The following is a 26,693-nucleotide window of genomic DNA, read 5'->3' on the forward strand; positions in this document are numbered from 1 at the left end:
TGGAGCCGTACTGGTCAGGCGAGACTCAGGCCGCCGTCCACGCCGATCACCTGGCCGGTCAGCCAGTGCGAACCGGGCGCGGCGAGGGCGACGATCCAGGCTGCCACATCGTCGGGTTCGCCCCGGCGGCCAAGGGGGATCTGCCTCTTCTCCGCTTCTTTGATGGACGCCACCACATCTTCCGGCAGCCCTGATCTCGACAAGATGGGCGTTTCCGTCGGCCCGGGGGCGACGGCGTTGACGCGGATCCCGTAGGGCGCCAGTTCCAGGGCCCAGCAACGGGTGAGGTGATCGAGCGCCGCCTTGCTCGCCGCGTAGTGGGCAACGTTGGCGGCCGCCTTGTGCCCGTAGGTGCTGGAGACGTTGATGATCGCTCCGCGGCTCTCCTTGAGCCACGGGAGCGCTTCCCTGACGAGGTTGATGGGGCCGAAGACGTTGGTGGCGAAGAGCTGGGCGGCGGTTTCCGCGCCGACCTTCTCGAACGGACCGGAGGCGAACATTCCTGCGTTGTTCACCACGACGTCGATCCGGCCCCAGAGCTTTGCGGCTTCCTCGACAACACGCCGGGCGTCCGATGCGACGGTCACATCGGCCGTGACGCCCCGGATGCCCGGCGCAGCGGCCTCGGTCTCCCGCAGCGGCTCAGGACGCCTCCCTGTGATGAGCACCTTCGCACCCCGGCGTGCGCAGGCGAGCGCCGTGGCGCGCCCGATGCCGGTGCCGCCTCCGGTCACGATCACGACAAACCCTTGAAGCTCCTGGTTCCCTCTCCTTGCCGGCGCGTTGGACACGCTGGCGGCGACGTCCGAGGCGCTCATGCGGTCTCATCCCCTTCCCCCGCGATCCTGACGGCGATGCGTGAGCTGATCTTTTCGAGCTGCAGGATGCGGTTGCGAATTTCATTCAGCTTGTCACGGTACATGTTGCGGGCCACCTCACACAGCTGGTGGCCGTGAACCGGATCGCCCAGGCAGTGGGCAATCTGTTGGATCTCCTTCACGGTGAACCCGACCTCGAGGAGTGCACTGATCTCCTGCACCCGCCTCACGGCGCTTTCGTCGAACTCCCGGTAGCCGTTCTCGAGGCGTTGGGCGCCCAGAAGGCCCATGTTGTCGTAGTAGCGCAAGGACCGGATGCTCACGCCGGTCCGCCTAGCCAGCTCGCCGATACGCATCTCATTTGAACCTCCCGGGGGGTATTGTAAACCCTGACATGGGTGTCAGGGTCAAGGGGGATCTGCAAAACCCGAGGGGATCTGCACAACGCGGCGACACCGCCGCCCGACGGGGGATGCCGTTACACCACGCACGGGACGCCCGCACCGCCGGCAGAGTCCGGCAGTCGACCCGGGTGAGCCTGCTGAGTCGCGGACTCGCGCGATCCAGGACGTCTGGCACACGGATCTCGGCGGGGAGGGAACTGGCGTCCGGCGGTAGAACGTTTCAGAGCAGAGCCAACTGGCGCGGAACAGCCGCCGCCGGATCGGCGGCGGCGGGGGAGGGTGCGCGGCAGACCAGCCGACAGGAGGTGCCCCATGAACGTCGAACGCGAACTGCTGGAGCCCGTTCCGCTCTGTGACGACCGCGGCCGGCTCAATCCCGACGCGGTGGGCTGGTCCCGCAGACCGCTGCACCGCTGCAATCTGCGGGGACACTGGCTGCGGAAGAAGCGCTGGAACTACTGGGCCATCACCACCGAGACGCATCTGTTCTCGCTGACGGTGACCGACCTGGACTACGCCGGCCTGGGGTTTGCGTACTTCCTCGACTTCGGGACCGGCGACTTCACGGAGCAGACCGTCCTGCACCTCCTCGGCCGGGGGCTGACCCTGCCGGACGACGTGGAGGGCGAGGTGCGGTTCGACGACGAGAAGATGCGGCTTTACATGTACGACGACGGGGAAACGGTCCGGCTCACCGCGGCGAGCCCGGATTTCGGCGGGGTGCCCATGCAGGCCGATTTCACCGTCACCCGCCCGCCGGAGCAGGAGTCGATGAACGTGGTCATCCCGTGGAGCCGGCACCGGTTCCAGTTCACCTCCAAGCAGGAGGCCCTGCCGGCCCGGGGGGAGGTGCGGCTCGGCGATCGGCGCATCCCCTTTGAGGGCTTCGCCTGCCTGGACTTCGGGCGGGGCGTCTGGCCCTACCGGGGCTTCTGGAACTGGGCCGCCGCTTCAGGCGTGCAGGGCGGCCACACGATCGGCCTCAACCTGGGCGGCGGCTGGACCGACGGGACCGGCATGAACGAAAATGGCTTCGTGGTGGACGGTCGGGTCACGAAGATCCACGACGACCTGAACTTCGAGTATGACCCCGCGGACTTCATGCGCCCCTGGCGCATCCGCACCCGGGAGACCGACCAGGTCAACCTGCTCTTCGAGCCCTTCTTCGAGCGGGTGGCGTGCACCGACGCGCTGGTCGTGCGCTCGGAGGTCCATCAGATGATCGGCCGGTTCAGCGGCTGGGTGACGACGGAGGCCGGTGAGCGCATCGCCATCGAGCGGGTGGTGGGCTGGGCCGAGGAGCACCGCGCCCGCTGGTAGGCCGGCGGAGTCGGTCCGCACCCGCCACCGGACCTCCAGGCGGGTGTCCTTCTTCACCCGCGGCACGGCGATGACGTGATACGGCTGCGTGACTGCCTGGGTGACGGGGCGCCCCGGGGCGGGGCGCAGCTCCAGGGCCGTGACCCGCAGGCTGTCGCCCTGCGGCGCCACGTCCGTGATGTAGAGGCTGTATCCGCCGGTGGGCCGCTCGCCGGCGAAGAGCGCCACCACCGAGGAGCGGCTGAAATCCACCGGGGGCAGGGCGGGGGGCGGGTCGAAGCGGCTGGCGTGGCGCCGCCAGAGGGCTTCCCACTCGGCCAGGCTGGTGATGAGCGCAGCCTCCTGCGCGGTGATGCCGCTGTGAGTTCCCCGGGCCAGGGTGGTGAACGTGCCCGTCGCGGCGGGCGAGCCGCAGGCCGAAGCGAGCGCAAGCAACGCCGCGAACAGGGTCCGCAGCAACCGGGATCGGGACTTGGACAGGGCTGCCGGCAGCGCCGCCGGGAGCCCGGGCCGGCAGATCAGGAGGGGTCTGGTCCGGGCCATTCGCTGCACAGTCAGGCCTCCCTCGGTTTTTTGCTCAGCTTTCCCGAAGTTCGGGGCGACGAACCGGGGGGCGGAGCGAATCCTAACCTGCGATCGGAGGGCTTGCCAACGCGATGATTCAGCTTTCCCCGCGCCTGGCCGCCGTGGCCCGCCATGTGCCCGCTGGCCGGCCGTTTGCCGATATCGGCACAGACCATGCCTACCTGCCGGTCCATCTGGTGCAGTCCGGCCGGGTGCCGCGCGCCGTCGCCGGCGACGTGCTGCCTGGGCCCCTGCAGGCGGCGAGGGCCACCGTCGCCGCCGCGGGGCTGGCGGACCGCATCGACGTGCGGCTGGGTTCGGGGCTCACGGTGCTGGCGCCCGGCGAGGCGCCGTGCGTGGCCGTGTGCGGCATGGGGGGACCGCTGATCGCACGCATCCTGGCAGAGGGGCCGCTGGCGGGCGTGGAGCGGCTGGTCCTGCAGCCAATGGGCGGCGAGGCGCAGCTGCGCCGCTGGCTGGCGGACAACGGCTGGCGCCTGGTCGCCGAGGAGGTCGTCGAGGACGGCGGACGGCTTTATCCGGTGCTTGTGGCCGAGCCCGGCCGGATGGGCCTCACCCGCATGGAGGAAGAGGTGGGGCCGCTCCTGCTGCGTCAGGGCGGCCCGCTGGTCGTGCGCTACGTGGACGAGAAGCTGGAGCTGGCCCGCCGGGCCCTGGCGGGCGCGTCCCGCTCCGACCAGCCGGCGGCGCAGGAGCGCGCGGCCCAGCTGTCCGAGTTGGTCGAGCTGCTGGCCCGGGCCCTGCGCATCTGCGCCGGCGACCGCTGAGGGAAACAGGGAGGTGCTGCCGGATGACGACGGTGAGGAACATCGCGGCGTACATCGAGGAACTGGCGCCGCTTTACTGGGCGGAGTCGTGGGACAACGTCGGCCTGCAGGTCGGGGACCCGGGTGCCGCCGTGCAGCGCGTGCTGGTCGCGCTGGAGCTCACGGATCCGGTGCTGGAGGAGGCCGAAAGTCTGGGCTGCGATATGGTGGTGGTCCATCACCCGCCGATCTTCAGGCCGCTGAAGGCGCTGCGCTTTGACAACCGCCCGGCCCGCAGGCTGCTGCGGCTGATCCGGGGGGGCATGGCCCTCTACGCCGCGCACACCAACCTCGACCAGGCCCCGGGCATGACCAACGACACGCTGGCGGCGGCCGCGGGGCTCACGGAATTCGAAGTGCTGAAGCAGGCCGGGGAGGAGCGGTATGTGAAGCTGGTCGTCTTTGTGCCGCGGGGGCACGAGGATGCCGTGCGCGACGCCCTGGCCGGCGCAGGGGCGGGGCACATCGGCAATTACAGCCACTGCACCTTCCAGGCGCCCGGCACCGGGACGTTCCTGCCGCTGGAGGGCACGAACCCCTTCATCGGCCAGCGGGGACAGCTGGAGCGGGTCGAGGAGCTGCGGCTGGAGACCATCGTGCCCGAGTCCGCGGTGGAGCACGCCGTGCGGGCGATGATCGATGCCCATCCCTATGAAGAGGTGGCCTACGACCTGTACCCGCTGGCGAACCCCGGGAGGGTGCGGGGGCACGGCCGCATCGGGCGGCTGGCGCAGCCTCTTCGCCTCTCCCAGCTGGCGGCGCGCCTGAAGGCGTCGCTGCGTACCCCGGCGGTGCGCATCGTGGGCGAACCGGACCGCGAGATTGCCACCGTCGCGGTGGGGGCCGGCGCCGGCGCGGACCTGATCCGCCCCGCGGCCTCCCGCGGCGCGGACGTGCTCGTCACCGGAGACGTGAAATACCACGAGGCCCAGGATGCGCTGGACCTCGGGCTCGCCATCATCGACGTGGGCCACTACGCTTCGGAGGCCGGAGCCGTCGGCGCGCTGGCGGACTACCTGCGGGAGCGGCTGGCCGCCGACGGGCACTCTGCCGAGGTCGTGGTATCACAGGCCGGCCGCGACCCCTTCCAGGTCGTGTAGGCGGATGTCCGAACCGGCTCTGAGGCTCGAGGACGTCGTCGTGCTGCGCCGCACCGATCCTTCCGGCCCCTTCGGCCTGTGGGGCGCCCGGCCGGTGCGGGCCGTGGACGGCGTCAGCCTCGCCGTCGACCGGGGGGAAACCCTGGGGCTCATGGGCGGGTCGGGCGCGGGGAAGACCACGCTGGCGGAGGCGGCCGTCCTGCGCCTGCCCATCCAGCGGGGCGCGATCTACGTCCAGGGGCAGGACGTCCGGCGCCTGGACCGCAAGCGGATTCGGCGCCGTCTGCAGATGGTGCGGCAGGATCCGCGGGCCTCGCTGGACATGGAGAAGACCGTGGGCGCACAGCTGGACGACCTCATCCGCGCCCACGGCCTTCCTGACGGCGACGCACGCATCCGGCGCGCCCTGGAGCAGGTGGGGCTGCCGCCGGCGGAGTTCCTGGGCCGCACCCCCCGCCAGATGTCCGGAGGCCAGCAGCAGCGGCTGGCGATTGCGCGGGCCCTCGTCCTGAACCCGCTCCTGGTGGCCCTGGATGAACCGGTGGCAGGCGTCGACCCCCGGCTGCAGGAGGAACTGCTGCGACTGTTCGCCGCCGTCCAGCGGGAGCGGGGCACCGCCTACCTCCTGATCTCCCAGAATGTGGGGGTGATCGCCCGTCTCGCCCACCGGGTCGCGGTGATGCACCTGGGCCGGATCCTCGAGACCGGGCCCACCGAGCAGGTGCTGATGAACCCCCGGCACCCGTTCAGCCAGCGCTTCCTCGGCCGGGAGGGTGGGCCCCTGCCGCCCGATGAGGACACCGCCGGGCGGGCGTTTCACGGCTGCCCCTGGGCGGCCTACTGTCCGCAGGCGGTCGCGCGGTGCGCAAAAGAAAAGCCGGTGGCGCGGGAGGTTGCCCCCGGCCACCTGGCTGCTTGCCACGTTCTCTAGGGATCGCCGTGCACGGAGCATCCGCCGGCGCACCCGTGGTCCACGCTGCAGGCCACGGTGCACGCCGGTCACGGTGCACGCCGGCCCCAGTTGCAAGCCGATCACGGTATAGCCCGATCACGATATATGCCGACACGGCACATGCCGAAACGGCACGTGCCGATCACGAGGCATACCGATCATGGCTCGAAACGGATGTGGATCTGCACGATCTCCGAGCGGGTGCCGACCCGGATCGGCGGGCCCCAGGTGCCCCACCCCTGGGAGACGACGAACTGGGTGCCGCCCTTGGCCAGGTAGCCCCAGTCCACCTCGAAGATCCGGGCGGTGAGCAGCCGGCCCGGCCACACCTGCCCCCGGTGCGTGTGGCCCGAGACCTGCAGGTCGACGCCTGCGGCGACCGCCTGGTCCAGCCGGTCGGGCTGGTGGTCAATGAGCAGGATGGGCTTGGACCGGTCGACGCCCTGCAGGACCTCCTCCAGCGGCGCAGGACCGCGCGAACGGTCGTTGCGACCGACCACGTAGAAGGCGCCGTCCACCAGCGTCCATTCGTCCACCAGCAACTGCACACCGGCTTCGGCCATGGCGGCCCGGAAGGCCGGGAGGTCGTCGGCGCCGTCGTCGTGATTGCCCAGGACCCCGTACACGCCCAGCGGCGCGTGCAGGCCCCGCAGCACTCCGGCCATGCCGCGCTCCCGGAACGGGCGGAAGTCGTCGTCGATGATGTCGCCGGCCAGCAGCACCATATCGGCCTGGAGCCGGTTGATGTCGGCCACCAGCCGCTCCAGCCGGTTCCGGCCGATGATCAGGCCCAGGTGGGTGTCGGAAACCAGCACGACATTCAGCTCCCGGTAGGGGCCGGCGGCTTTCGGGATGGTCACTTCATGCCGGGTCATCATCGGTGTGCGGGCCGACCAGGCGCCGCAGATCAGCACGGCGGCGTACGCGGCCAGCAGAACGGCCCCCGTGCCCTTCACCAGGTTCAGGTGGGGAAGGACGCCCGGGGCCACCAGCCGCATCCCGCCGTACACGAGACGCACCAGGTCGATCATCAGCAGCGCCGGAAACAGGTAGACGTAGGCGGTCATCCACCAGCCGCCGATCCGCGCCAGCCACTCGGCCGCCCACAGCGGCAAGGACGCCGCGGCGAGGCGGGAAAGCGGGAACGCCGATGCCAGGAAAGCGACGGCGGCCCAGTACGGCGCCGCCGGGACCGGCCGGGGCAGTACGACTGCCAGCCACTGGGCCGTGCGCAGGCCGATGTAGAACCCGACTCCTCCGTACACTGCGAAAACCAGAGCGACGAATACGTACATCAATTCCACTCCTGACTTATCCGGCTGCCGCCCCGCCTGCCGCCCCCGTCACCGCGGCGACGCGTCCCGCCAGATCCCCGGGCACCATCCCCGGGCTCTCCAGCAGCAACTGCATGTGAAACCCTCCCGTGGCGGAAAGGATTCGCCCGACAGCCCGGGAATCCCTCTGTCGGCTGTTCGCCGCCCCGGCCGTCCCGGATGCGGACATGCTATGGCAGAGGCGAGCGCTCTGCGTGCGATCGGTAAAGGTGGGAGGGGGGAGGTGAGTGCCGTGGTCTACCTGGGCATCGACGTCGGCGGCACGGGCATCAAGGCGGCCATCGTGGATGCGGAGGGCCGCATCCTGCACCGCGCCGAGGCGCCCACCGGCGCAGCGGAGGGCGCCGGGGCCGTGCTAGCGCGCATCCGGCGGCTGGGCCTTTCGCTGATGGAGCGGGCAGAGACACCGGTTATGGCCTGCGGGGTCGGGTCGCCGGGCCGCATCGACCACCGCCGGGGGCGGGTGATCTTCGCCAGCGGGAACCTGCCCGGCTGGACCGGCCTGGCCCTGGGGGCGGAACTGCACCAGGCTTTCGGCGTCCCCGTCGTCGTGGACAACGACGTCAACGCGGCCGCGACGGGCGAGGCCTGGATCGGCGCCGCCCGGGGCGCGTCGGATTTTCTCATGCTGACGCTGGGCACCGGCGTGGGCGGCGCCCTTACCGTGCACGGCCGGCTCTGGCGCGGCGCGCGCTTTGGCGCCGGGGAGGTAGGCCACATGGCGCTCTACCCCGGCGGCGAGCCCTGCCCGTGCGGCGGCAGGGGATGCGCCGAGCGGTACGTGTCGTCGAAGGCGCTGACCCGCCGGGCCAACGAGGCGCTCACGGAGGGGACTCCGTTTCGCGGCATCCGCGACGTGATCCGCGCCGCAGAGCAGGGCGCAGGCGAGCGGCAGCGCGCCGCCCGCCTGGGGGTGGAGCAGTGGACCGGCGACCTGGCGCTCTTCCTGATGAACCTGCAGATGGCCTTCGACCCGCAGATGATCGTGGTGGGCGGCGGCATCACGCGGCTCGGCTACTGGTGGGACCGGCTGGTGCAGACCGCCCGGCAGGGGTGCCGGGAGCGCTCCACGTCCATCCGCGTCCGGCGGGCGAAGCTGGGCCCCATGGCCGGCGTGGTGGGCGCCGCCCGGCTGGCGATGCTGCGCCAGAGGCCGTGACCCGGGTTACCCTTCCACCGCCGGCGGCTTCGGCTGTCCGGACTGCCCCTGCGAAGCCGCGCCCCGGCTCCGGCCGCCCTTCAGCCGCTCCCAGAGGGTGCGGTAGACCTTCTCCGTCTCGGCAATCGGCCGGAGGGCGACGCCGCGCTCCCGCTTGGCCGTGCGGATGACGTGCTGCACCTCGGCCTGCGCCTGCTGCAGGGCCGACCGGGCGAGGTCCAGCTCTTCGAGGGTGCGGGCTTCCCGCATCATCTGCCGCGCGGTCTCGACCCGGCTCAGCGCGGCCTTCATCAGCGCGTAGTGGTCGGGCGCCCGGGGAGGGGTCTCAGGGGCCCGGAAGCGCAGGAGAGCAAGGGCCCTTTGCAGCACGGGAACACCCCCAATCCACGGTTCACGTGGGAGCCAAACCCTCTGTTAGTTATTACGAAGGAACCCATTAAATGGTTTTCTGCGCGGCGGGGTCCTGCGCGAAATTCCTGAATCCCTTCACCGACCGACATCTGCGTATCGGTCGCGGGGTATCCTCTGACCGGGAAGGCCCGGCGGCGTTGCGGCGCCCGTGCAGGCATGCGGTCAGCGGAATTGGGCCGCCCGTGCAGGCATACGGTCAGCAACCGGGGAAATGGATAGAAGTGGGCTGTTCAACTCTGCGGGAAAGAAGGGAGATAGCGTGGACATCAACCGGCTGGTGACGGAGGGAAGGCTGCAGGAGTCGCTGGAGATCGATCAGGTGTCCACCCTGGAGATGGTGCGGATCATCAACGAGCAGGACAAGCTGGTGGCGCTGGCGGTAGAGAAGGAGCTGCCCAACATCGCGCGCGCCGTCGACCTCATCGCGGAGCGGCTGCGGGCCGGCGGACGTCTCTTTTATGTGGGCGCCGGCACCAGCGGGCGGCTGGGCATTCTGGACGCCTCCGAGATCCCCCCGACCTACGGCGCACCGCTGGACCTGGTGCAGGGCGTGATCGCAGGCGGCCAGGAGGCGGTTTTCGAGACGCGGGAAGGGGCCGAAGACTCCCGGGAGCAGGGCGCCGCGGACATCGCCGCCCGGGTGCGTCCCGGCGACGTCGTGGTGGGCATCGCCGCGAGCGGCCGGACGCCGTACACGGTGGCCGCGGTGGAGGAGGCCCGGCGCCTGGGCTGTGCCACCGTGGCGGTGACCAACAACCCCGACTCCGCCCTGGCGGCGGCCGCGGACATCGCTATCGCCCCCGTGGTGGGGCCGGAGGTGATCATGGGCTCTACCCGCATGAAGTCCGGCACCGCGCAGAAGATGGTGCTGAACATGCTCTCCACCGGCGCGATGATCAGGTTGGGAAAGGTGTACTCGAACCTGATGGTTGACATGCAGGCCTCCAACGAGAAGCTGCGGAAGCGGGCCGTCCGCATGGTCGTCCTGGCGACGGGGCGCGACGAGGCGACGGCGGCCCGGGTCCTGGAGGAGGCCGGCGGTTCGGTGAAGCAGGCCATCGTGGCCCTCCTGGCCGGCGTGGACACCGGGGCCGCCCGGGACGCCCTGGAGCGGGCAGGCGGCTTCGTGCGCGAGGCCATCAGGCTGGCGCAGGGCAAGTAAGCGGGAACGTGCAGCGAAAGCAGCCGGACACCGGACGAAGGAGAGATGTCGGCATGAAGCGGTGGTTCAGGGCGCCGCTGATCCTTCCGGACCGGGTCGTGGAAGACGGCCTGCTGGCCTATGAAGCCGGACGGATCACCGACGTGTGGGACCTGGCTGATCCGGCGGCCCCGCCGGTTCCGCCCGGGGCGGAGGTGGTGCGTGAGGGCTACCTGGCGCCGGGCTACCTGGACATCCACGTGCACGGCGGCGGCGGGGGCGACTTCATGGACGCGGACCCCGAAGCTGTGGTGGCCATCACCACCACTCACGCGCGCCACGGGACCGTCGGGCTGCTGGCCACCACCCTGACGGCGCCGGAGGAGGAGATCATCCGCGCCATCCGTGCAGCCCGGCAGGCCCCTCCGAAGGGGGCGCGGGTCCTGGGCTTTCATATCGAAGGACCGTTCATCAACCTGGCGCACAAGGGGGCGCAGAACCCGGAGTACGTGCGGCCGCCGTCGATCGCGGAGATCGACCGCTGGATGGCGGAGGGCGGGCCGGACGACCGGTGGCACGTGACGCTGGCGCCGGAGACGGAGGGGGCCCTGGAGGCGATCCGCCACCTGGTGCGCCGGGGCGCCGTGGTGAGCGCCGGGCACACCGACGCCACCTACGAGCAGCTCCGGATGGCGGCCGAGGCAGGCCTCACGCATGCCACCCACCTCTACAACGGCATGCGGGGGCTGCACCACCGTGAGCCGGGCACCGTGGGCGGCGCGCTCACCCTCGCCAACATGACGGTCGAGCTGATCGCCGACGGCGTCCACGTGCACCCGGCGGCGATGCAGGTGGCCATCCGGACCCGGGGGCCGGACCGCGTGGTGGCGGTAACCGACGCCATGCGGGCCGCAGGCCTGGGGGAGGGCGAGTTCACCCTGGGCGGGCTGCCGGTCATCGTGAAGGACGGGCAGGCCCGGCTGCACAGCGGCGCGCTGGCCGGCTCCGTCCTCACCATGGAGCGGGCGGTGCAGAACCTGGTCCGCCTGGTGGGGCTTGACCTGCCGGCCGCCGTGGCCATGGCGTCGCTCAATCCGGCCCGCAGCCTCCGGCTCGACGGCCGGAAAGGCTCGCTGTCCCCGGGCAAGGATGCGGATCTGCTGCTTCTCGACGAGCAGCTCAACGTGAAAACCACGATTATAGGCGGTGAGGTCGTGTATGATGACAGGTAAGCGGTATCCCCTGAAGGTCGAGGTGCACGAGAGCTACGATGCGCTTTCGCACCGCGCAGCCCGGATCGTGATCGACCTGCTGAGAGAGAAGCCCGACGCGGTGCTGGGCCTGCCGACCGGCGGCACCCCGGTGGGTTTCTACGACGCGCTGGTGGAAAGCGGGGTCTCGCTGGCGCGGGCCCGCACCTTCAACCTCGACGAGTACATGGGCCTCCCCCGCACGCATCCCGAGAGCTACTACGCCTTCATGAAACGGATGCTGTACGACCGCACCGACCTGCGCCCCGAGAACTGTCACATCCCCGACGGCAACGCGCCCGACCCCGAGGCCGAGTGCCGCCGGTACGAGGAGGCGATCCGCGCCGCCGGCGGGATCGACATCCTGCTGCTGGGCGTCGGCCACAACGGCCACATCGGGTTCAACGAGCCCGGCTCACCCTGGGACGGCCGCACCCGCGTGGTCGAGCTGGCCGAGCGGACCCGTGAGGCCAACGCGCGGTTTTTCAGCAGCATCGATGAGGTGCCCCGGCGCGCGATCACGATGGGTATCGGCACGATCCTGGAGGCGCGCCGGATCCTGCTGCTGGCCAGCGGAACGGGAAAGGCGCCGATCGTGAAGCGGCTGGTGGAGGACGAGCCGACGCCGGAGGTGCCGGCGTCCGCCCTGCACTTCCACCCGGACGCGACCGTCCTGCTGGACGGGGAAGCCGCGTCGATGCTCAGGCGGTAGGGGTCTGTTGAGGCAGAAAGGGGGCCGTCCCGGCGTGCGCACACGCCGGGACGGCCCCTTCGCATTGCCGGCGGAGCCCCTTTGAAACTGGCGCGATCTGGGCATCCTATAGGGGAGTACTGCCGCGGGAGGCAAGGACTTCCATGGAGATTCTGCGCAACCTGTATCGGCGGCGGCTGCGCACCGGCCTGACCGTACTGGGTATCGCGGTGGGCATCCTGGCCTTCACCGTCATGGGCGCGATGGCCGAGAAGTTCAACCGGCTGATCGCCGGGGGGGAGGCCTACTTCGCCAACCGCATCGCGATCCACTCCACCGGCGGCGCCCTGCGCCTCAACCTCCTGGGCCCCGAGGACATCGAGGTCATGAAGCGCACGCCCGGAGTGCGGCACGTGGAGACGCACATCATGATGCCGCTGGACGAGACCGCCGGGTTCGAGCTGGCGCCGCGCTTCCTGGTGGGCGTCAACCTTCCCAATTTCGCCCGGGCGCAGCTCATGGGCGACCGGGGGACCCAGCTGCGGCTGGCCCGGGGGTCCTGGTGGCAGCCGGGCGACCGGCAGGTCGCGGTGCTGGGCAGCGCCGTCGCCCACAAGATGAAGCTGGACGTGGGGGACACCCTGCACGCGCGCGGACGCGACTTCGCGGTGGTGGGCGTCCTGGAAGAGACGCTCTCGCTGCCCGACGGCTGGGCCCTGATCCCGGAGGAGGACGCGCGGGAGCTGCTGTTCGAAGGCTCGTCCCTGCTTCAGTGGATCGGGCCGGACCAGGTATGGACCAACGCCTACGCCCTGGTCGAGCCCGGCATGGGGGAGGTGCTCACCGACCAGCTGGCCCACAGCCTGCGCAGGGGCTACCTGCTGCACTCGCCGGAGCAGCTGGCCAGGGCGGCCGGGACCGCCTCCAGCGTGCTGAACACCGCGATTCTGGGCTCGGGCGCCATCGCCGTGATCGTGGGGTCGCTGGCGGTCGTCAACACCATGTTCTTCGCCGTGGGCGAGCGGACCCGGGAGATCGGCATCAAGAAGGCCATCGGCGCCGGGCGTTGGGCTATTCTGCGGGAGTTCCTGGCCGAGTCGGTCCTGATCGGTTTCCTGGGGGGGCTGCTGGGTCTGGGTCTGGCCGCCGGGCTCATCGCGGCGCTGAACGGCTACGCGGCCCAGGAGGGCACGCCGGTCTTTCTGCTGACGCCGCGCCTCGCCCTGGGCGCCCTGGGGTTTGCGACAGGCCTGGGCGGCGTGGCCGGCGCCTGGCCCGCCTGGCGGGCGGCCAACCTCGATCCGGTGGAGGCCCTGCGGGCGATCTAGTCAGGCGGAAAGACAAGGGAGGAGGGAGAACCGTGAGCGCACAGCCGCTCCTTCAGGCGGAGTCCCTGGTGAAGGAGTATCCCATGGGCGTCCGGGCGCTGGACGGCGCCAGCCTCACCGTGGGCCGGGGCGAGATCGTCGGGATCATGGGGCGGTCGGGCAGCGGCAAGTCGACCCTGCTGCACATCCTCGGGTGCCTGGACCGGCCTGACTCCGGCCGGGTCTGGATCGACGGGACGGAGGTCACCCGGCTCTCGGACGCGGCCCTGCCCAGAATCCGGCTGAACCGGCTGGGGTTCGTGTTTCAGTCGCACAACCTGGTGCCCACCCTGACCGCGCTGGAGAACGTGGCGCTGCCGCTCCGGTACGTGCGACCGCGCCCGAAAGATCCGTACGGGCAGGCGAAGGCGATGCTGGAGGCCGTGGGGCTGGCCGACCGCATGCACCACCTGCCGGGCCAGCTTTCCGGGGGCCAGCAGCAGCGGGTCGCCATCGCCCGGGCCCTGGTGAACAATCCCGCCCTGGTGCTGGCCGACGAGCCGACCGGCTCCCTGGACTCCCAGAGCGCCCGGGCGCTGCTGCGGCTCATGCGCCGGCTGTGCCAGGAGCGGGGGCAGACCTTCGTGGTGGTGACCCACGATCCGGTGGTCGGGCAGGTGTGCGACCGCATCTACCACATGGTGGACGGGCGGGTGCTGAACACGGCCGCGGGCTGACCGGGCGCAATGCCACCAGCGAAAATAACAGAATATTATGTACACAGAGTAGCGTGATGTCCTATGTTCAGGGGGAAAGGAGGTCATCCCCATGCGCAGGATCATCACGCTGCTCCTGGTCTCTTCCCTTATGTTCCTCTCCGCCGCCGCACCGGGCGCACAAGCCGCCCCCCAGCCGGCCTTGGCCGGGCGGGGCGGGCCCGCGGAAGCCCTGGCGGCAACGGCGGAAGCACTGGCGGCGCCGGCAGCCCCCGCGCTGCCCGCGCCGGCCGGCGGGCCCGCCGGCGGGACCCTCGCCGCAGGCGACTGGTACGTGGGCGCGACGCCTCCCAACGCCGACCCCAGCAAGCCGGTGCTGGTGTTCGTGCACGGCAAGGGCGGCTCGGCCTCCGGCTGGTGGGGGCAGACCATGTACCACGGCGCCAACGACATGTATACCTACGCCTACAACCACGGCTACCGCACGGCCTTCGTGGACCTGCACCCGGAGGGCACCATGTGGGACAACGGGCAGCTGCTCAGCAGCCTGCTGAACCAGATCACGGCGTACTTCGGGGTCAGCAAGGTGGTCATCGTGGCGCACTCCAAGGGCGGCGTGGACGCCAACGCTGCAGCGGCGCACTACGGCGCTGCCCCGAAGATCAGCCGGGTCATCACACTGGGCACGCCCCACTGGGGCACGCCGCTGGCCGACCTGGCTTACTCCAGCTGGGCCTCGTGGCTGGCCGAGCTGCTCGGGCAGCGGACCGAAGCGACCTACGTGATGCAGACCGGGTACATGGAGTACTTCCGCTCGGTCACCGACGGGCTGGACCCGGGGGTCGCGTACCGCACCGTCTCCGGGTACAAGTGCGGCCCCGTGTTCACCGCCCTGTGGCTGGGCTGCATGTACATCTCCGGCGAGGATGACGGGGTGGTGCCGGTCTGGTCGACCCAGAAGCCGGGCGGGGTCCACCTGCAGAACGGCTACTGGGACCACGATGAGATCCGGATGGGCAGCAGGGTCTGGAACACCATCGCGCCGCAGCTCACGCTGTCCGGCCAGACGGTCTCGCCCGAGGGCAGCCCGGGCATCCCTGACCGGCTCTTGGTCTCTCCCGACGGTCCTGCCGCCTCTCCTGACGGGCTCCCGGCCTCCCCCGGCGGGCGCAGCGTGTCCGCGCAGGTGTCCGCCCCCGGCGACCTGATCCTCCGCGGCGGGAAGGCCGGCGCCGAGCCAGGCAGCGACGTCTTCCCGGTGGAGCGGGGCGTGAAGACGGCGACGTTCCACGTGCTCGCGTCCCACGCCGACGTGAAGGCCAGCCTCGCCGCTCCGGACGGCTCACTCCACCCGGTCACGTTCAGCACGCAGGTCGCCGACGGTGAGGTCTTCGCCGGCGCCTGGCTGGGCACCCTGGAGGTAGAGGCCCCCGCGGCCGGCGAGTGGCGGCTGGTGACCAGCGGGCCGGAGGGCGCCGCTTACCTGATGGTCGCCGCCCTGGAGGGAGGGGTGACCGCGGTGCTGGACCGGGGCAGCCAGCTTTCTGCGCCCGGAACCGCCCACAACCTGGGCCTGCGGGTGCAGGGGGCGGAGGTGGCGGAAAGCCGGATGTCCGTGACGCTGAGCGGCCGTGACGGCGTCCTGGGCGATGCCGCGGGGGCCGCTGACGGGCGGGGCGGCCACACGGCGGCCGTTCCCGTGCCGGAGGAGCCCGGGGTCTACACGGTGACGGTCACGGTCACCGGCAAGCTCAGCGACGGGTCGGCCTTTGAGCGCACGGTCGTCAGCAGCTTCGCGGCGTTCCCGCGGTAAGCCTGAGCGCCGCCGCCCGGAAAGCGGGCCGGGCGGCGGTCAGGGGCACCCGGCCGCCTGCACCAGGTGCCCGATCGTGGCCGGGACCTCGTCCAGGTGGCGCACGATCGCATCGGGGATGCAGTCGTCCAGCGTGCACGGCGGGTAGTCGTGCCACCGCCGGTCGATGGCAAAGCGGGCCTCCAGCCAGTCCCGTCCCGCGGTCGGGCGCTCCCAGGGCGGCAGGGCCGCCAGCTCCGGCGGCATCTCGGTGTAGCCGGGGGCGAGCGGCTGCACGACGTAGACGGAGAGCCAGCCCGCCGCCCGGGCCCGGTGCAGGGCGACGAGCCGCCTGAGGATCGCCTGCTCCGGCTCGGGATCGGCGATGCAGGGGGCCAGGGTGCGGCAGATGTGGCCGAACACACCGTGGGGCCTGCCGATGTGGAACGGGTTTCGCTGGAGCACGCCGTCCAGGTCAAACGAAACGAGGGCCATGGGTGTCACCTCATGTCTGTGCGCAGTGAGAAACGCCTCCCGCCTCCGCCGCAAGCGGAAGATTCACGGGAAGGGATGGGCAGCCGGCCTGCCGAACCCTGAGGGTGATCACATCCCGCCCGGGGCGCGAGGACGGTGAAGCCTGTTGCAGAGCTCATCCCACCCCGCCGCCCGGCGCCTGCTGGAGGGGCTGACCCCCGAGCAGGCCCGGGCGGTGACGCATGCCGCCGGCCCGCTGATGGTCGTCGCCGGGCCGGGCAGCGGAAAGACGACCGTGATCGCGCGGCGCATCGGCTACCTCATCGCCGCCGCCGGGGTCGATCCGCGGTCCCTGCTGGTGCTCACCTTCACCAAGGCGGCGGCGGACGAGCTGAAGGCCCGCACGGCGGGGACCGTCGGGCAGGCGGCGGCGCGGGCCTTCTTCGGCACCTTCCACGGCTTGGCCTACCGCATGCTCCGCCACGCCCGGCGGGGAGATCCCCTGCCCATCCTCATGGAAGACCAGCAGTTTCAGCTCATCCGCCAGCTGATGCGTGCGATGGGGCTGAACACCGACGACGAGGCGGTCCAGGACGTGCTGACCGATCTGAGCCGGCTGCGGGCCGCCCCGGCCCGACAGGCGTCGTTCCGGCCGCAGTCGCTTGCGCCCGGCGAGTTCGGCGAGCTGCTCCGGCGCTACGCCGCGGCCAAGGCCGAGCGGGGACTGCGCGATTTCGACGACCTGCTGCACGAGGCCCTGGCCCTCCTGCAGGGCAACCCGGAGCTGCTGGCGGCTTACCGGCGCCGCTTCACCCACATCCTCGTCGACGAGTTTCAGGACACCAACCCCGTGCAGTTCGAGCTGGTCCGCCTCCTGGCCGAGCCGGCGCGCAACCTCTGCGTCGTCGGCGACGACGACCAGGCGATCTACGGCTGGCGGGGGGCATCGCCGGAGTTCCTGCTTTCTTTCCCGCGCCACTATCCCGAGGCCGTGCAGGTGACCCTGGCGGTGAACCACCGCTGTCCGCCGTCCATCGTCGAGGCCGCCAACCGGCTGGCGGCCCACAACGTCAGACGACTGGGGAAGGTGATTCGCCCCGCCCGCCGCGCCGGACGGCCGGTTCAGCTCCTCACGCCCGCGGACACGCGGGCCGAGGCGGAGGCGATTGCCCGGCTGGTGCGGGGTTCGGGGGCACCGCTCAGCGACTGGGCGGTGATCTACCGCACCAACCAGCAGGCTCATGTGCTGGCCGAGGTGCTGCGCGGGGAGGGCGTTCCCTACCGGGTGCTGGGCGGCCTGCCGAACCTCTACCGGCGCTGGCCCGTGCAGGACGTGCTGGCCTACCTGCGGGCGGCGGCGGGAGACGGCATGGCGATCCTGCCGGTCCTCAACCGTCCCAACCGCTATCTGGCCCGCGCGGTGGCCGAAGAGGCGGCGCGCATCGCCGCGCGGACCCACGGCGACCTGCTCGCCGCCATCGGGCAGACGGGGCTCCTGCGCTCCTGGCAGCTGCGGCCGGTGGAGGAGCTGCAGGATCACCTGCGGGCGCTGAGCCGCATGACGGCGCCGGACGCGATCGGCTACGTCCGCACGATCATCGGTTACGACGATTACCTGCGGGAGTACGCCGCCCGGGCGGGGGGCCGGCCGGACGAGCTGCTGGGGCTGCTGGCCGAGGTCGAGCGCACCGCGCCGCGGCTCCTGCTGCCGGCCTACCTGGGGCATGTCGAAAGCTTCTCCGCCGAGGCGGACCGGCGGGCCCCGGACGGCGCGCCGGCCGTCACCCTGGTGACCTGCCACCGCGCCAAGGGGCTGGAGTTCCGCTTCGTGGTGGTGGCCGGCGCCATCGACCGGCTCCTGCCGCACCGGTCGAATGCGGACGTGGAGGAGGAGCGCCGGCTGATGTACGTCGCCGTCACCCGCGCCCGCGAGCAGCTGTGGATCAGCGTGCCCCGCTCCTACGAGGGGCGGGAGTGCCGGCCCTCGCCCTTCGTGGCGGAGCTGCTGGGGCCGGCCGGCGGAAAGGCCGGCGGGCTGGAATCTGCGGACTAGCGCTTCCAGTCCACGGGCACGTCGCGCAGGCCGGCCGCGTGGTTGGCGGCCCGGGCCGCCACGAAGAGCAGGTCGGAGAGCCGGTTCAGGTACTTCAGCAGCGCGGGCTCCACTGGCTCCTGCTGCATCAGCGAGACCAGCTGCCGCTCCGCACGGCGGACGACGGTCCGGGCCACGTGCAGCGCGGCCGCGGGCCGGCATCCTCCGGGGAGCACGAAGTGGTTCAGCGGGGGCAGGGCGGCCTCCAGCCGGTCGATATCGGCCTCCAGGGCGGCCACCGACGCCTCGGTGATCCGGGGCTGCTCCCCCCGGTCGCGGCCGGGCGGCGCCGCCAGGTCGGCCCCCACGGCGAAGAGCTCGTTCTGGATCCGCACCAGCACCGCACGCACCGCGTCGAAGGCGGCGCCCTCCATCAGGGCCACCGCCATCCCCACGTGGGCGTTGGCCTCGTCCACGGTGCCGTAGACCTCGACCCGGAGCGCGTTTTTCGGCACGCGCTCCCCCCACCGCAGGCTGGTGTCTCCCCCGTCGCCGGTTCGTGTGTAGATTCGCAATGGGCTCACCTCCGTCCCCAGTCTACCACGGCGATGAAGGATTTGGCGGGGACGTGGTTAACATGATGTTATCTGTTTCTGAGGAGGCGCATCGGCGTGACCCGCGAAGAAGCCTGGAATCTGGTGAATGAATATGTAAAGAGCCCGCGGCTGCTCAACCACCTGCTGGCCGTGGAGGCCTGCATGCGCTACTTTGCCCGGCTCTACGGCGAGGACGAGGAGACCTGGGGCGTGATCGGCCTGCTCCACGACTTCGACTACGAGCGCTATCCCAACCCGCCTGATCACCCGCTGCAGGGAGAGCGCATCCTGGCCGGGCTGGGGGTGCCCGAGGACATCCGCTACACGATCTGCTCCCATGCCGATGCCGTGGCCGACCGCTACCCGCGCCGGTCGCTGCGGGACAAGGTGCTGTACGCCGTGGACGAGCTCTCGGGCCTGGTGGTGGCCACGGCCCTGGTGCGCCCCACCAAGTCCATCCACGACGTGGACGTGCGGGCGGTTCGCAAGAAGATGAAGGACAAGCGGTTTGCCGCTGGGGTGGACCGTGAGTGCGTCCTGCGCGGCGTTGAGGAGCTGGGGGTCGACCTGGACGCGCACATCGGGCACGTGATCGCGGCCCTTCAGGAAGCCGCCGGCCCCCTCGGGCTGGACGGAACGGCCGCGGGCGACGCGTAGGCAGCGTCATGCCGGCATGGACGGGGCGTATCCTTCTTCGTAGAGGCCGTTTGCGAAGGAGGAGGGGACCGTGCGTCATGTGAACACGCTCTGCCTGAAGCTGGCTGCGTACATCCTCATCTTCACGCTCGCCCTGCCTGTGCAGGGGCACAAGGCCTTTCCCCAGTCGCTGATGATGGCGGCCGTTCACACCCTCGTGCTGTGGCTCGGCGACCTGATCGTACTGCCCCGCTTCGGGCGGACCACGGCGCTGGCCGGCGATGCCGCGGCGCTGCTGGTGGGGTCGCTGCTCATGCTGCGGGCGATGGGCTCGGCCCTCCGGTTCGGCGGGCTGCTGGCCGCCGTGGGGATGGCCGTGCTCTTCGAGGCCTGGTTTCATTACCACTTGACGGAAAATCGACTTTTAGAAGGATAATAATCGCCGGATTCGACAGGGATTCGACAAGCGGCGCAGAAATCCATCAAGACGACCAACCAGCGACGGCGTGCATGGAAAGGATGTATGATGCTTGCGGCTGGAGGAGTTCACGTACCTGCCTCTGGATGTGAGAGAGAAGGCGCTGCGGTACCTGGCCAACATGTTGGGGGAGCCCAACCGCCCGCTCGACCAGCTTGCGGCAGACCTGGAGCGGGCGCTCGACCGCGCAGCCCGCGAGGACCTGTTCGCCTACCTGCGGGACGAACAGCCTGTGGAGAGCCGCGCGGAGGCTGACGCCGTCCTCTTCCCGACCGGCCACACCACGCCCACGGGCGAGGAGATCCTGGCCAAGTGTATCCTGAACAAGAATCCGAACCGGCAGCCGTGGTTCGGCCTGTTCTTCCAGGCGGCGCGCCGGGAGGGCTTCGTGATCGGCGATCTGTACTTCCGCACGTGGAACGAAGGCGCCCGCTTCCTGGAGGAGCTGGCCGGCATGGCCATTCCGGAGCGGTGGAATTACAGCCAGTACCAGTCCAGGCAGCAGCACCCCATTCTGAAGTCCTACGTGGAAAAGACGTATGAGCGGTTGAAGCAGCAGGGGCGCATCCTGCGTCACGACAACAAGCTGCTCTTCAACACGGGGCTCATCAACGTATATTTCAAAGAAATCTACGTGCTGGGCGAGGCCGATCCGGAGTACCCGCAGCGGGTGATCAACGCCCGCCCGGTGTTGGAGAACGACCGCGAGGTGCTGGAGACCTTCGAAAATCAGAAGCCCCCGATGGCCACCTTCTTTGATAAGATCACCGATGTGATCTTCGATCCCGACCTGAAGATCAACACCGACGACATTCACATCATCGACGACAATTTCGACCGCATCCCGCCCGCCTACCGGAACCGGAAGAAGAGCGAGATCTTCGCCCTGTTCCAGGCGGCCATCGAGTTCGGGCGCATCATGGCCAGGCGGAATTACAAATTGGTGGTGCCGCAGTACTACATGGGCCAGATTCAGTTCCTGATGCCCATCTACCTCTCGGGCGAGTTCAGCGGGCCGCCCGACTTCGCCCTGGTCCTGCAGCGGATGGGCGATGTGTACCGGGGAAACACGATCCTCACGCTGGACATGGCCTATCAGAACGCCCGCCTCATCGCCAAGCCGGACACCACCTGGCTCAGCCCGGATAAGTTCTGACCGGTTGCCGGGAAGGCCCCTCCCAGGACGGAGGGGCTTTTCGCGCCCCGGAGCCGGAGTGCGCGAGCAGGAACCGGCGGGGACGGAAGCCAATATACATTCTTGCATACAATAACAGCCGGATGCGCCTGAAAGGAGGTATACCCATGACCCAGACGACGCGCCACGTGCGGCTGGTGACGGAGGTTCCCGGCCCCCGCTCGCGGGAGCTCATGGCCCGCAAGGAGCGGGTGGTGGCGGACGCCTTCTCGATTCACGTGCCCGTGGCGATCCAGGAAGGCCGCGGTGCCCTGATCACGGACGTGGACGGCAACGTCTTCATCGACCTCGCCGGGGGTCTGGGCTGCATGAATGTGGGCCACTCCCATCCCCGGGTGGTCGAGGCCATTCAGCAGGCTGCGGCGCGCTTCACCCACACCGACTTCTCGGTCATCATGTACGAGTCGTACATCCGGCTGGCCGAACGGCTGACGGCGCTGGCGCCCGGCGACTTCCCCAAGAAGGCCTGTTTCTTCAACTCCGGCGCCGAGGCGGTGGAGAACGCCGTGAAGATCGCCCGCAAGTACACCCGCCGCAGGGCGATCATCACGCTGGAGGGCGCCTTCCACGGCCGCACCAACCTGGCCATGGCCCTCACGTCCAAGGTGAAGCCGTATAAGAAGGGGTTCGGCCCCTTTGCCCCGGAGATCTACCGGGTCCCCGCGCCGTACACCTACCGGCGGCCAGCGGGCATGAGCGAGGCCGAGTACGTGCGCTTCTGCGCCGACGCCCTGGAGCGGGCCCTGACGACGCAGGTGGCGCCGGAGGAGGTTGCGGCCATCATCCTGGAGCCGGTGCAGGGCGAGGGCGGCTTCGTCCCGCTTCATCCCGACTACCTGGCCCGCGTGAGCCAGCTGGCCCGGCGGCACGGGTTCCTGGTCATCGCCGATGAGATCCAGTCCGGCTTCGGGCGCACGGGCACCTTCTTCGCCTCCGAGCAGCTGGGTCTGGTGCCCGACCTGATCTGCGTGGGCAAGTCGCTGGCCGCAGGCATGCCGCTCTCCGGCGTGATCGGGCGCGCCGAGGTGATGGACGCGCCGGAGGACTCCACCATCGGCGGCACCTACGTGGGCAATCCCGTGGCCTGCGCCGCGGCCAACGCCGTGCTCGACGTGATCGAGCAGGAAAGCCTCGTCAGCCGGGCGCGGGAGATCGGCGACCTGATGCGGCGCCGGTTCCAGGATCTGGCCGTGCAGCTCGAGAGCGTCCCCGGCTCTGCCCTGCAGATCGGCGAAATCCGCGGGCTGGGCGCGATGGTCGGCGTGGAGCTGGTGACCGACCGGGCCACCCGGGCGCCGGCCACCAAGGAGGCTGCGGAGGTGGTCAGGCGGGCGTGGCAGCGGGGCGTCGTCGCCGTGAAGTGCGGCATCTACGGCAACACCCTGCGCATGCTGGTCCCGCTGGTGATCACCGACGACCAGCTGAACGAGGCGCTGGACATCCTGGGGCAGATCTGCGTGGAGATCGCCCGGGGCGAATAAGGGCTTGTCCGGCGGCCCCGCCCGGGAGGCGGGGCCGCCCGGCCGCAAGAGAAGCCATCGAGAACAGAGGGCACAGGGCCCGCGGTCTCGGTGGCTTCTGCCATTGTGCGCCTATTCGTCGTCCCGGGCGACCAGCGAACAGAGCTCGCCGACGGTCTCCACGTCGACCAGGAGCTCCTCCGAAAGCTCGACGCCGAACTCGGCCTCCAGCGCCTCCACCAGCGCCTCCATGCTGGCCTCGTGCGTCTCCGCCAGGGCCGCCAGGGGGGTCGAAGGGCCGATGGTGGGATCGCCCACCTGTTCCCGGATGACCTTCAGCGCTTCGTGTCTCACATCCATGGTTCGCACTGGCACCTCCGGGGCGATATTTTCCCCGCCTTGAAACCGGTTATGCGGCCGACATGTGAAGGAAAGAACGAAATAATCCGGCATATTCTCCCTGGAGGGTAAATCACAATCATGCTACAATGAGAAAAATCCGACCCGGCCATAGGGGAATTGAGGGCAAAGGGGGGCACTTCCCGTGGAGCGACCGTATCTGAAGGCCTATCCGCAGGGCGTACGCTGGGATATCGAGTTCCCGGAGGTTCCTTTTTATCAGGCCCTGTTCGAACAGGCCGACAGGCACCCGCAGCGGACGGCACTTATCTTTATGGGTAAACGGGTGAGCTACGGGCAGTTGGTGGACCTGATCGACCGGTTCGGTGCGGCGCTGCAGCGGCGGTACGGCGTCCGCAAGGGCGACAGGGTGGGCATCATCCTGCCCAACAGCCCGCAGAACGTCATCGCCACCGTGGCGTGCCAGCGCATCGGCGCGATCCCGGTCCAGTTCAACCCGCTGTACGTGGCCCGGGAGATCGCCTACCAGGTGAAGGACTCGGGCTGCCGGATCATGATCACGCTGGACCTGTTCTGGCAGAAGGTGCGCGAGGCCGGCGGCGTCGAGGCCTACATCTGGACGGGGGTGCAGGACTTCCTCAACTTCCCCCTGAGTTTCCTTTACCGCCTGAAGGCCAAACCCCCGCGCATCCCGGCCTCCGACGCGACCCACTTCATGGAACTGCTGCAGGAGAGCCCGCAGGGGCTGCAGGTCCCCCCGGTCAATCCGAAGGAGGACATCGCAGTCCTGCTCTACACGGGCGGCACGACAGGCGTCTCCAAGGGCGTCATGCTCTCCCACTACAACCTGACCGCTAACGTCACGCAGATCCGGGAGTGGCTGCAGATGGGCGACGAGCACCACACGGTGCTCGCGGTGCTGCCGATGTTCCACTCCTACGGCTTCACGGCGGCGGTGGGGATGGGGCTGGCCTCCGGCTCGACCCTGATCCTGGTGCCGCGCTTTGACGCGGGCGACTTGCTGAAGACCATCGCCAAGTACCGGCCGACCATGTTCCCGGGTGTGCCGACGATGTACATCGGCCTCCTCAACCACCCCGACCTCAACAAGTACGATCTGAGCTCCCTGAAGCTCTGTGTCACCGGTGCGGCGGCCATGCCGGTGGACCTGCTGCGCCGCTTCGAGCAGGTGACCGGCGCCACCATCATGGAGGGGTACGGCCTGACCGAGACCTCACCGGTGACCCATGCCAACCCGCGCGTCGGCAAGCGGATTCCGGGCAGCGTCGGCCTTCCCTACCCCGGCACCGACGTGCGGATCGTGGACCTGGAGACCGGCGAGGACCTGCCGCCGGGCGGCGAGGGCGAGATCCTCATCCGGGGCCCGCAGGTCATGCTGGGCTACTGGAACCGGCCGCAGGAGACCGCCGAGACCATCCGGGACGGGTGGCTCTACACCGGCGACATCGGCCGGATGGACGACGACGGGTACCTGTACATCGTGGACCGGAAGAAGGACATGATCATTGCCGGGGGCTTCAACATCTACCCGCGCGAGATCGACGAGGTGCTCTACCAGCACCCCGCGGTCCTGGAGGCCTGCGCGGTGGGCGTGCCGGACGCGTACCGGGGCGAGACGGTGAAGGCGTTCGTGGTGCTGAAGCCGGGAGCGCAGGCGACCGAGCAGGAGATCCTGGACTTCTGCCGGGAGCGGCTGGCGGCCTACAAGCGGCCCAAGTCGGTGGAGTTCCTGCCTGAACTGCCGAAGTCGACGGTGGGCAAGGTGCTGCGCCGGGTGCTGGCCGAGCAGGAGCGCAAGGCGGCCGCGGAGCGGGAGCGGAAGGCGGCGTCGGCGGACTGAGCAGGAAATTCGCACGACGGCTGGCGAAGTGAATCACCCAGGCGCGCGGCGCAAGACCTAGGAAGGGAGACCCGAGTGATGACGATTGCCGAACTGCTGGAGAAGCTGAAGGCCCACATCGATGCGAACCCGGGGAAGATCGCCAACCTGAAGGCCACCTACCAGTTCGAGCTGACCGGCGAAGGCGGGGGCACGTACCACGCCGTGTTCGACAATGGCAAGTACGAGATCGGCGAGGGGCCGGTGGAGAACCCCGGCTGCACGATTACCATCGCCACCGCCGACTTCTTCGCCCTGCTGGAGCGCAAGCTGAACCCCATGGCGGCTTTCATGGCGGGCAAGCTGAAGATCCGGGGCGACATGGGCCAGGCGATGAAGCTGCAGCAGCTGCTCACCTGAGCCCTTCCGCAGCCAGCGTGAGGGCGCCCCCGGCCGGGATGGCCGGGGGCGCCTTTTGCCGCCGGCTCTGACGGCGGCAGGGATCGCGAGGCTTGTTCACGTATACACAAAGGACAACTGCCGAAGGGGGGGAGCGTTCTGCTTCACCTGTTCGCCCTGCTGATCGCACTGGCCCCGGCCGTCGCCATGCTGTGGTACATCCGGCACCTGGACAAGTACGAGCCGGAGCCCTGGACCCACATCGCCGCCGCCTTCGTGGCCGGCGTGCTGGTGACGGTGCCGGTCTATGCTGTCGAGGTCCTGCTCGACCAGGTGAGCCCCTTTACCGGCTTCATGTCTACAGTCTACACTTCCTTCATCGTCGCCGCGCTGACCGAGGAGACCGGCAAGGGCATCGCCGCGTGGGCCGTCAGCTGGCGCAGATCGGAGTTCAACGAGGTGATGGACGGCATCGTCTACTTCGGCGTGACCCACATGGGCTTCGCCGTGGCCGAGAACCTCGTCTACGTCTTCCTGGGCGGCGACATCTACACCGGGCTGCTGACCGCGATGGTGCGCACGACCACCGCCGTGCCCATGCACGTCATCGTCGGCATGATCATGGGCTATCACCTGGGCGTGGTGCGGTTCTCCCGGAACCGCCGGGAGAAGGTGCTGCACGTGCTGGAGGGTTGGCTGCTGCCCATCCTGCTCCACGGCTTCTACAACCTGGGCAGCCTGAACCAGGACATGGCCCTGGAGAGCCTGACCGACCTGATTCGCTACGGCTTCGGCACGGCGCTGCTCTACGCCGCGGTGGTCGCGCTGTGGATGACGCTGCTGCCGCGGGTGCGCCGCGCCCAGCAGGCGTCGCCGTTCCGGCCCATTGCCGCCTACCCGCTGGTCGCGGCGGAGACCCCGTGTCCCTATTGCGGGGCGGTCTACCCCCAGGGCGCGCGCTACTGCCCCCACTGCGGCGTCAGGCTTGCGTCGCGCGGCGCTCCTGCTCCCAGATGACCGCGCCGGCCAGCAGCAGGGCCCCAGGCACCACCAGGTACCAAGCGCGCCCCGGGAGCACGGCGCGGTAGAGCACCACCCAGCAGAAGACGTGGCAGACGAGCCGCCAGGGAACCGCCCAGCGGACGGTGGCCAGGTTGGCCAGCCACGAAAGCAGGATCAGCCCGGCGAGCAGGAACAGGTCGACCTCCGCCGCGGCGGCGGTCAGCACCGTGCCCGCCGCCACCGCCAGCAGGAACCCGGCCCATCCGGCCGCCGTCGCCGGAAAGCCGGCGTGGTAAAGCCGCTCCCCGAGGTCCCGCATGCGATCACCCCCCCGAGACAGGCTATGACGCGGCCCGGGCGCCCATGTGGCCCGATGCCGCGCCGTTCTGCGGATCCGCCCCCCACGGGGCGGATCCTTGCGTTTGAGCCGCTCCG

Annotated in this window: 27 protein-coding genes and 1 pseudogene; 19 read left to right on the plus strand and 9 right to left on the minus strand. The window is 69.9% G+C overall.

Annotation, left to right across the window (positions count from 1 at the left end; genetic code table 11):
• Nucleotides 1-14: 14 nt before the first annotated feature.
• Both ACZ5UM_RS07925 and ACZ5UM_RS07930 read right to left on the minus strand, forming a co-directional pair.
• Complete coding sequence (locus ACZ5UM_RS07925; protein WP_464848024.1) at nt 15-818, minus strand: SDR family NAD(P)-dependent oxidoreductase; 804 nt, start codon at nt 816-818, stop codon at nt 15-17.
• Nucleotides 815-1,174, minus strand: coding sequence for a MerR family transcriptional regulator (locus tag ACZ5UM_RS07930; RefSeq protein WP_273379394.1), 360 nt, complete (start codon nt 1,172-1,174; stop codon nt 815-817). Before ACZ5UM_RS07930 ends, ACZ5UM_RS07925 begins: the two co-directional genes overlap by 4 nt.
• 360 nt (nt 1,175-1,534) lie before the next feature.
• On the opposite strand from ACZ5UM_RS07930, the gene ACZ5UM_RS07935 reads away from it, so the two are divergent.
• The gene (locus ACZ5UM_RS07935; RefSeq protein WP_464848027.1) at nt 1,535-2,542 is read left to right on the plus strand and encodes a DUF2804 domain-containing protein; all 1,008 of its coding nucleotides are present in this window, start codon (nt 1,535-1,537) and stop codon (nt 2,540-2,542) included.
• A gap of 72 nt (nt 2,543-2,614) precedes the next feature.
• Here the strand turns inward: ACZ5UM_RS07935 and ACZ5UM_RS07940 are convergent.
• Nucleotides 2,615-3,085, minus strand: a pseudogene (locus ACZ5UM_RS07940) (protease complex subunit PrcB family protein); the annotation flags it as partial.
• 113 nt (nt 3,086-3,198) lie between these two features.
• Here ACZ5UM_RS07940 and ACZ5UM_RS07945 point away from each other — a divergent pair.
• From ACZ5UM_RS07945 to ACZ5UM_RS07955, 3 genes are read left to right on the plus strand one after another with little or no spacing between them, the layout of a single operon-like run.
• Complete coding sequence (locus tag ACZ5UM_RS07945; protein ID WP_464848029.1) at nt 3,199-3,894, plus strand: tRNA (adenine(22)-N(1))-methyltransferase; 696 nt, start codon at nt 3,199-3,201, stop codon at nt 3,892-3,894.
• A gap of 23 nt (nt 3,895-3,917) precedes the next feature.
• Nucleotides 3,918-5,033, plus strand: a complete 1,116-nt coding sequence (locus ACZ5UM_RS07950; RefSeq protein WP_464848030.1) for a Nif3-like dinuclear metal center hexameric protein — start codon at nt 3,918-3,920, stop codon at nt 5,031-5,033.
• A gap of 4 nt (nt 5,034-5,037) precedes the next feature.
• Nucleotides 5,038-5,964, plus strand: coding sequence for an ATP-binding cassette domain-containing protein (locus ACZ5UM_RS07955; RefSeq protein ID WP_464848031.1), 927 nt, complete (start codon nt 5,038-5,040; stop codon nt 5,962-5,964).
• 179 nt (nt 5,965-6,143) lie between these two features.
• On the opposite strand, the gene ACZ5UM_RS07960 is transcribed toward ACZ5UM_RS07955, so the two are convergent.
• Nucleotides 6,144-7,280 (minus strand): metallophosphoesterase, encoded by a 1,137-nt coding sequence (locus ACZ5UM_RS07960; protein ID WP_464848032.1) that lies wholly within the window; start codon nt 7,278-7,280, stop codon nt 6,144-6,146.
• Nucleotides 7,281-7,542: 262 nt separating this feature from the next.
• Here ACZ5UM_RS07960 and ACZ5UM_RS07965 point away from each other — a divergent pair, with 262 nt between their 5' ends.
• Nucleotides 7,543-8,478 carry an ROK family protein gene (locus tag ACZ5UM_RS07965; protein ID WP_464848033.1) on the plus strand — a complete coding sequence of 312 codons (936 nt, stop codon included), beginning with the start codon at nt 7,543-7,545 and terminating at the stop codon, nt 8,476-8,478.
• Nucleotides 8,479-8,484: 6 nt separating this feature from the next.
• On the opposite strand, the gene ACZ5UM_RS07970 is transcribed toward ACZ5UM_RS07965, so the two are convergent.
• Complete coding sequence (locus tag ACZ5UM_RS07970) at nt 8,485-8,847, minus strand: hypothetical protein (protein ID WP_464848034.1); 363 nt, start codon at nt 8,845-8,847, stop codon at nt 8,485-8,487.
• A 253-nt stretch (nt 8,848-9,100) separates the two neighbouring features.
• On the opposite strand from ACZ5UM_RS07970, the gene murQ reads away from it, so the two are divergent.
• The 6 genes from murQ (at nt 9,101) to ACZ5UM_RS08000 (ending at nt 15,807) form a co-directional block, all read left to right on the plus strand.
• Entirely contained in the window at nt 9,101-10,051 is a 951-nt protein-coding gene (gene murQ, locus ACZ5UM_RS07975; protein WP_464848035.1) for an N-acetylmuramic acid 6-phosphate etherase, read from the plus strand.
• A gap of 53 nt (nt 10,052-10,104) precedes the next feature.
• On the plus strand, nt 10,105-11,262 hold the full coding sequence (nagA, locus tag ACZ5UM_RS07980; RefSeq protein WP_464848036.1) for an N-acetylglucosamine-6-phosphate deacetylase: 1,158 nt from the start codon (nt 10,105-10,107) through the stop codon (nt 11,260-11,262).
• 10 nt (nt 11,263-11,272) lie between these two features.
• Complete coding sequence (gene nagB, locus ACZ5UM_RS07985) at nt 11,273-11,992, plus strand: glucosamine-6-phosphate deaminase (RefSeq protein ID WP_464848313.1); 720 nt, start codon at nt 11,273-11,275, stop codon at nt 11,990-11,992.
• Between the two features lie 143 nt (nt 11,993-12,135).
• Nucleotides 12,136-13,299: an ABC transporter permease gene (locus ACZ5UM_RS07990; RefSeq protein WP_464848037.1), complete on the plus strand. Its 1,164-nt coding sequence runs from the start codon at nt 12,136-12,138 to the stop codon at nt 13,297-13,299.
• A 32-nt stretch (nt 13,300-13,331) separates the two neighbouring features.
• Nucleotides 13,332-14,015 (plus strand): ABC transporter ATP-binding protein, encoded by a 684-nt coding sequence (locus tag ACZ5UM_RS07995; protein ID WP_464848039.1) that lies wholly within the window; start codon nt 13,332-13,334, stop codon nt 14,013-14,015.
• Between the two features lie 91 nt (nt 14,016-14,106).
• Nucleotides 14,107-15,807 (plus strand): esterase/lipase family protein, encoded by a 1,701-nt coding sequence (locus tag ACZ5UM_RS08000; RefSeq protein WP_464848040.1) that lies wholly within the window; start codon nt 14,107-14,109, stop codon nt 15,805-15,807.
• A 39-nt stretch (nt 15,808-15,846) separates the two neighbouring features.
• On the opposite strand, the gene ACZ5UM_RS08005 is transcribed toward ACZ5UM_RS08000, so the two are convergent.
• A complete protein-coding gene (locus ACZ5UM_RS08005; RefSeq protein ID WP_464848042.1) occupies nt 15,847-16,281 on the minus strand; it encodes a hypothetical protein in 435 nt (144 codons plus the stop codon).
• A gap of 145 nt (nt 16,282-16,426) precedes the next feature.
• On the opposite strand from ACZ5UM_RS08005, the gene ACZ5UM_RS08010 reads away from it, so the two are divergent.
• Nucleotides 16,427-18,313 (plus strand): ATP-dependent helicase, encoded by a 1,887-nt coding sequence (locus ACZ5UM_RS08010; RefSeq protein WP_464848044.1) that lies wholly within the window; start codon nt 16,427-16,429, stop codon nt 18,311-18,313.
• Here ACZ5UM_RS08010 and ACZ5UM_RS08015 read toward each other — a convergent pair.
• Nucleotides 18,310-18,876, minus strand: a complete 567-nt coding sequence (locus tag ACZ5UM_RS08015; protein ID WP_464848046.1) for a cob(I)yrinic acid a,c-diamide adenosyltransferase — start codon at nt 18,874-18,876, stop codon at nt 18,310-18,312. The two genes, ACZ5UM_RS08010 and ACZ5UM_RS08015, sit on opposite strands and share 4 nt — an antisense overlap.
• Before the next feature lie 87 nt (nt 18,877-18,963).
• On the opposite strand from ACZ5UM_RS08015, the gene ACZ5UM_RS08020 reads away from it, so the two are divergent.
• The 4 genes from ACZ5UM_RS08020 to gabT all read left to right on the plus strand — a co-directional run bounded on the left by ACZ5UM_RS08020 (nt 18,964) and on the right by gabT (nt 22,678).
• Complete coding sequence (locus ACZ5UM_RS08020; protein WP_464848047.1) at nt 18,964-19,545, plus strand: HDIG domain-containing metalloprotein; 582 nt, start codon at nt 18,964-18,966, stop codon at nt 19,543-19,545.
• Between the two features lie 70 nt (nt 19,546-19,615).
• Nucleotides 19,616-19,960, plus strand: a complete 345-nt coding sequence (locus ACZ5UM_RS08025) for a DUF2512 family protein (protein WP_464848049.1) — start codon at nt 19,616-19,618, stop codon at nt 19,958-19,960.
• 94 nt (nt 19,961-20,054) lie between these two features.
• Nucleotides 20,055-21,158 carry a DUF3825 domain-containing protein gene (locus tag ACZ5UM_RS08030; protein ID WP_464848050.1) on the plus strand — a complete coding sequence of 368 codons (1,104 nt, stop codon included), beginning with the start codon at nt 20,055-20,057 and terminating at the stop codon, nt 21,156-21,158.
• Between the two features lie 146 nt (nt 21,159-21,304).
• On the plus strand, nt 21,305-22,678 hold the full coding sequence (gabT, locus tag ACZ5UM_RS08035; RefSeq protein WP_464848051.1) for a 4-aminobutyrate--2-oxoglutarate transaminase: 1,374 nt from the start codon (nt 21,305-21,307) through the stop codon (nt 22,676-22,678).
• 111 nt (nt 22,679-22,789) lie between these two features.
• On the opposite strand, the gene ACZ5UM_RS08040 is transcribed toward gabT, so the two are convergent.
• Nucleotides 22,790-23,017: a phosphopantetheine-binding protein gene (locus ACZ5UM_RS08040; protein WP_464848052.1), complete on the minus strand. Its 228-nt coding sequence runs from the start codon at nt 23,015-23,017 to the stop codon at nt 22,790-22,792.
• A 184-nt stretch (nt 23,018-23,201) separates the two neighbouring features.
• On the opposite strand from ACZ5UM_RS08040, the gene ACZ5UM_RS08045 reads away from it, so the two are divergent.
• The 3 genes from ACZ5UM_RS08045 to ACZ5UM_RS08055 all read left to right on the plus strand — a co-directional run bounded on the left by ACZ5UM_RS08045 (nt 23,202) and on the right by ACZ5UM_RS08055 (nt 26,273).
• A complete protein-coding gene (locus ACZ5UM_RS08045; RefSeq protein WP_464848054.1) occupies nt 23,202-24,878 on the plus strand; it encodes a long-chain-fatty-acid--CoA ligase in 1,677 nt (558 codons plus the stop codon).
• A gap of 78 nt (nt 24,879-24,956) precedes the next feature.
• Entirely contained in the window at nt 24,957-25,277 is a 321-nt protein-coding gene (locus ACZ5UM_RS08050) for an SCP2 sterol-binding domain-containing protein (RefSeq protein ID WP_464848055.1), read from the plus strand.
• 186 nt (nt 25,278-25,463) lie between these two features.
• Complete coding sequence (locus tag ACZ5UM_RS08055) at nt 25,464-26,273, plus strand: PrsW family glutamic-type intramembrane protease (RefSeq protein ID WP_464848056.1); 810 nt, start codon at nt 25,464-25,466, stop codon at nt 26,271-26,273.
• On the opposite strand, the gene ACZ5UM_RS08060 is transcribed toward ACZ5UM_RS08055, so the two are convergent.
• Complete coding sequence (locus ACZ5UM_RS08060; RefSeq protein WP_464848057.1) at nt 26,236-26,577, minus strand: hypothetical protein; 342 nt, start codon at nt 26,575-26,577, stop codon at nt 26,236-26,238. The genes ACZ5UM_RS08055 and ACZ5UM_RS08060 overlap by 38 nt on opposite strands.
• Nucleotides 26,578-26,693 lie beyond the last annotated feature (116 nt).

This window comes from Symbiobacterium ostreiconchae (assembly GCF_055396975.1).

Bases quoted from the DNA above. Each gene is read 5' to 3' on its own strand.
- ACZ5UM_RS08040 (WP_464848052.1), bottom strand. From the start codon at position 23,017: ATGGATGTGAGACACGAAGCGCTGAAGGTCATCCGGGAACAGGTGGGC.
- ACZ5UM_RS07945 (WP_464848029.1), top strand. From the start codon at position 3,199: ATGATTCAGCTTTCCCCGCGCCTGGCCGCCGTGGCCCGCCATGTGCCC.
- ACZ5UM_RS08000 (WP_464848040.1), top strand. From the start codon at position 14,107: ATGCGCAGGATCATCACGCTGCTCCTGGTCTCTTCCCTTATGTTCCTC.
- ACZ5UM_RS07955 (WP_464848031.1), top strand. From the start codon at position 5,038: ATGTCCGAACCGGCTCTGAGGCTCGAGGACGTCGTCGTGCTGCGCCGC.
- ACZ5UM_RS08050 (WP_464848055.1), top strand. From the start codon at position 24,957: ATGACGATTGCCGAACTGCTGGAGAAGCTGAAGGCCCACATCGATGCG.
- nagA (WP_464848036.1), top strand. From the start codon at position 10,105: ATGAAGCGGTGGTTCAGGGCGCCGCTGATCCTTCCGGACCGGGTCGTG.
- ACZ5UM_RS08005 (WP_464848042.1), bottom strand. From the start codon at position 16,281: ATGGCCCTCGTTTCGTTTGACCTGGACGGCGTGCTCCAGCGAAACCCG.
- ACZ5UM_RS07960 (WP_464848032.1), bottom strand. From the start codon at position 7,280: ATGTACGTATTCGTCGCTCTGGTTTTCGCAGTGTACGGAGGAGTCGGG.
- ACZ5UM_RS08055 (WP_464848056.1), top strand. From the start codon at position 25,464: ATGCTGTGGTACATCCGGCACCTGGACAAGTACGAGCCGGAGCCCTGG.
- ACZ5UM_RS07990 (WP_464848037.1), top strand. From the start codon at position 12,136: ATGGAGATTCTGCGCAACCTGTATCGGCGGCGGCTGCGCACCGGCCTG.
- ACZ5UM_RS07935 (WP_464848027.1), top strand. From the start codon at position 1,535: ATGAACGTCGAACGCGAACTGCTGGAGCCCGTTCCGCTCTGTGACGAC.
- murQ (WP_464848035.1), top strand. From the start codon at position 9,101: ATGGATAGAAGTGGGCTGTTCAACTCTGCGGGAAAGAAGGGAGATAGC.
- ACZ5UM_RS08060 (WP_464848057.1), bottom strand. From the start codon at position 26,577: ATGCGGGACCTCGGGGAGCGGCTTTACCACGCCGGCTTTCCGGCGACG.
- gabT (WP_464848051.1), top strand. From the start codon at position 21,305: ATGACCCAGACGACGCGCCACGTGCGGCTGGTGACGGAGGTTCCCGGC.
- ACZ5UM_RS07925 (WP_464848024.1), bottom strand. From the start codon at position 818: ATGAGCGCCTCGGACGTCGCCGCCAGCGTGTCCAACGCGCCGGCAAGG.
- ACZ5UM_RS07950 (WP_464848030.1), top strand. From the start codon at position 3,918: ATGACGACGGTGAGGAACATCGCGGCGTACATCGAGGAACTGGCGCCG.
- ACZ5UM_RS07930 (WP_273379394.1), bottom strand. From the start codon at position 1,174: ATGCGTATCGGCGAGCTGGCTAGGCGGACCGGCGTGAGCATCCGGTCC.